The sequence below is a fragment of the Micromonospora sp. ALFpr18c genome, from assembly GCF_008868155.1.
Lineage (GTDB): Bacteria > Actinomycetota > Actinomycetes > Mycobacteriales > Micromonosporaceae > Micromonospora.
Map to the genome: position 1 here is coordinate 1 of NZ_WBKR01000324.1, position 3,765 is coordinate 3,765.

At 62.5% G+C, this 3,765-nt stretch carries 4 protein-coding genes; 3 read left to right on the top strand and 1 reads right to left on the bottom strand.

The genetic code is table 11. The annotated features are described in order from the left end of the window. Positions 1–194 (top strand): hypothetical protein (locus tag F8271_RS33600; protein WP_151493241.1); only part of this gene is annotated, 194 nt, incomplete at its 5' end. A 358-nt stretch (positions 195–552) separates the two neighbouring features. On the opposite strand, the gene F8271_RS30450 is transcribed toward F8271_RS33600, so the two are convergent. After that, the gene (locus tag F8271_RS30450; protein ID WP_151493242.1) at positions 553–1,689 is read right to left on the bottom strand and encodes a hypothetical protein; all 1,137 of its coding nucleotides are present in this window, start codon (positions 1,687–1,689) and stop codon (positions 553–555) included. Between the two features lie 468 nt (positions 1,690–2,157). On the opposite strand from F8271_RS30450, the gene F8271_RS30455 reads away from it, so the two are divergent. Beyond that, on the top strand, positions 2,158–3,432 hold the full coding sequence (locus F8271_RS30455) for an IS701 family transposase (RefSeq protein WP_151493243.1): 1,275 nt from the start codon (positions 2,158–2,160) through the stop codon (positions 3,430–3,432). Positions 3,433–3,488: 56 nt separating this feature from the next. Beyond that, the coding region (locus F8271_RS33605) for a transposase family protein (protein WP_225854878.1) at positions 3,489–3,765 on the top strand (277 nt) is incomplete at its 3' end.

Here is a 3,765-nt window from a genome sequence, read left to right on the forward strand (position 1 = left end):
TGACGTTCCGTGAAGATCTTCACCAGGCCCGCACCGGCACCGGACCCGCCGTCATGGCCACCCTGCGTAACACCGCAATCGGCTGGCACCACATCCACGGCGAACCCAACATCGCCCGCGCCAACCGCCGCGCCGACCGTCGCTCACACGACCTCATAACCGCTGTGACCAGCAGTTACCCCAGAACGCAATAGCCCTGCCAGACCCGGCGGAAGCCAAAGACCGAAGGGCTCCGGCGGGATGGCGGTGCTCCCTTTTCCAACCTGGCCGTCAGCGCCGCTGACCGAGTCCGGCGGGGCGTCCGAGCCACCGTAACCGCGGCTGGAGATCTGCTGGTCGAGACTTGGTTTCGGACCGGCGTGTTCAGTCGCCAGCAGGCCGCTGACCAGCACAGACGCGAGGTTGGAAAAAGCTCTCGGGCTCGCTTAGCGCGCTGTGGGATTTGACATCCACAAAATCCTTTTTCATGCCTGCACTTTCTCCTCAATAGACCTATCCCAAAGCAAACTTGGCGACCCACGAAAGCAGGAAAAAAAGACCCATACAGTTCCTCTACTGAAATTTACGCGAATTAGTGCGATCCGCTTCAGGGACGTGTCCCGTCCAGCTTAGCGATGCGAGAGGGGTGACGTTTCGACTCATTTCGGCAGTGGTCCGCATTGCGGCAGCCGCGGCCAGCGTTCTCTGGTTATTGAAGTGTGATTTATTGAGCTCTGCCAAAAGTGCTCGATCGACTGTCCTTTGGGGCGCCGAGCGGGCAGGGAGAGGACCACCGAGTGCTCGATACAGCTCCCCCTGCTCTGGACGTATCGTGCATTTGAGTGTTGCGGCGGTAAAAACTTCGGCCGTAAATTCATGCGGATTTCTCGCAGCATAGCCGCTGATGTCACTAGCGGCTCGCTGGTACCTTGGGGAGAGTTTGGTGTGAAACAAGTCGACGAAGCGCTCCGGGGCGTGCGCGAAGTGCAGGCAGTGGCCAATCTCATGAATGATCGCCGCGGATGGGCTACCGAGTTCCAGTGCGACCGAGTCAGGTGCGCCATTGGGGGGTGATGTACTTAGAAGTTGCGGTGAAAGCATGATTTTGTTTGGGGCGTAAAAATCCGCAAACGAGTTCCACGGGTCGACTACTCTCAAAGAGGGAAGGTGGATACCTCTGGAGTACTTAGGGAGATAAAATTCTAGCGGCGAGGGGATCGAGAAGCCTGCTTTGGTCACGCGAGACACTGCATCAGTGATTTGCTCCACTCTCCGGTCCCGCAGGGTAGCCGGCTCGGTGCTGTCAGCAAATATCACCAGCTGGACTGCTTCTGTCTCTATTACTATCCTAAGAGCTCTCGAGGGATGCGAATTTGTATCATGACTCTTGCGTCTATCGCTTCGATTGAGGAAAGATTCGATCTCAGGAAAGTCCGCAGAGATTCCCGGTCGCGCCAGTCCCTCTTCACCCATTTCGGTGAACACCCCCCCTTCCCTCTGAATACTATTTACGTGCTCCAGGAATAGTTCACTGGCATGTTTGACGCCAACATCTCGCGCACTCTTTAAAGTGCCGTCTTGGTTTCGACTGTACAGGTATGCTTGAGATATTGGGTTTTCGAGGTCTAGCCGCTTGGGGTATTGTCGAATGACATACGGCGCCAGATTCGAGCTTACTCTCTCAAAAGCTTTCTTCTGTTCTGGTGTCATCGCGGGATGCCTCAATTATCTGGTTGTGCGCCAGGGCTTTGGAATAGCCCGGGAGTGGCGGGTGCCTGAAGGAAGAGCGTCGCGATCGGGTGCAGGGCTTGAATCCAGGACCCTTGAAAAGTCGCGGAATGCCTGGGTTGTTCTATCGGCCCGTGCGGTGAGATCGAAGCCGAGCGCTGCAAAGCGGCCTCGGCCAGTAGCTCAGGGCTGTTGCGTTCTCGTTCGGTAAGCTGGTGAGCTGGGATGATGCTGGGTGATTGGCCTATGTGGAGGCGGTTGGAGCGGGTGAAGCCCTCAGGGTGATCATGGAGTTTCCCTAGTACGGCAGCCGCCGTTTGAGATGTCGCTGGTGGGGGCCGGTTAGACGAGGTGCGGCCACCGCGTGATCGTCTGTATGTTGTGGACAAACTTTCAGATCTGGCGGTGGCCGCGTGCCACAGCGTAAACCCTTCCCGGTGGCGGCAGGTCCTGGCCGGTGTGTGTGATGCGTTCGCGGGACGGTTCGGGCGGGTCGAGCCACGGCGGGCGGCTGCGGCGTTCGTGACCGGCCTGCTGGCTGATATCGAGGTCAAGACGTGTTGGCAGTTGGCGGAGCAGGCCGGGCACGCCCGCCCGGATGCGATGCAACGGTTGTTGTTTCGGGCGATGTGGGACGCCGACGCGGTCCGCGATGATGTGCGGTCGGTGGTCGTGGCCCGGTTCGGTGACCCGGACGCGGTGCTGGTCGTCGACGAGACCGGCGATGTGAAGAAGGGCGTGCACACGGTCGGGGTGCAACGCCAGTACACCGGCACCGCCGGCAGGATCGAGAACGCCCAGGTCGGGGTGTTCTGCGGCTACGCCAGCCGGCACGGGCACACACTGATCGACCGCAGGATCTACCTGCCGGTGTCCTGGACCAATGACCGGGACCGATGCCACGCCGCCGGGGTCCCCGACGAGGTCGCCTTCGCCACCAAGCCCGAGCTGGCCGCCGACATGATCACAGCAGCCCTCGACGCCGGCGTTCCGGCCGGGTGGGCGGCCGCGGACGAGGCCTATGGCAACAGCAGCGTCTTCCGCGCCCACCTGCGCCACCACCAGTTGGGCTACGTCCTGGCCGTGTCCCGCAGCCACCTGATCCCCCTCGACCGCGGCAAAACCCGGGTTCGCGCTGACCGGGTCGCCGCCGAGCTACCAGCCTCGGCGTGGCAACGCCGCAGCGCGGGAGCCGGATCCAAGGGCCCGCGTTTCTACGACTGGGCCTGGCTCGACGACGTCTGCACCGACGCCGACCCCGATGACGGAGGCCACCACAGCCTGCTGATCCGCCGCAACACCACCACCGGTGAACTGGCCTTCTACCGCTGCTGGACCCCACGCCCGGGCACCCTGGCCCAACTCGTGCGAGTCGCGGGCACCCGTTGGACAGTTGAGGAAGGCTTCCAGGCCGCCAAGGGCCAGGTCGGCCTCGACCAGCACCAGGTCCGCCGCTGGGACTCCTGGCACCGCTTCACCACCCTCGCCCTGGCCGCCCTCGCCGTCCTGGCGATCTGCGCCGCCGACGCCGCCGACGAACCCACCGACACAACAATGATCAAACTGACCGTCAACGAGACCCGCCGGCTCATCAACACCCTCGTCCTCACACCGATCCGCGACCTCACCCACCGTCTGCGCTGGTCAGACTGGCGCCGCCGCCATCAAGCCCGAGCCCGACAAGCCCACTACACCCGACGCCTCAACCTCGAACTCCAGCCATGATCCCGAACGGCGGCTGCCGTACTAGGACTGCACGACACCGAGGACTCCACCCGCAGATGTCATCATCTCTGATCTCCGTACTGACTGTGACAACCCCCAGCGGTGAGACGCCATCACCGCCGATCACCGAGGGTGAACGTCGTGGGCTCCTGGACGCTGTCAGCGTGATCCCGGACCCGCGTGATCCGCACGGAGTGCGGTATCCCCTGGCCGCGTTGCTGACCGTCGCGGTCTGCGCGGTCCTGGCCGGCGCCTCGTCGTTCGCCGCGATCGCCGACTGGCTGTACGACCTGGACGAGGCGGACCAGCAGCGGCTCGGGTTCACCCGGGGCG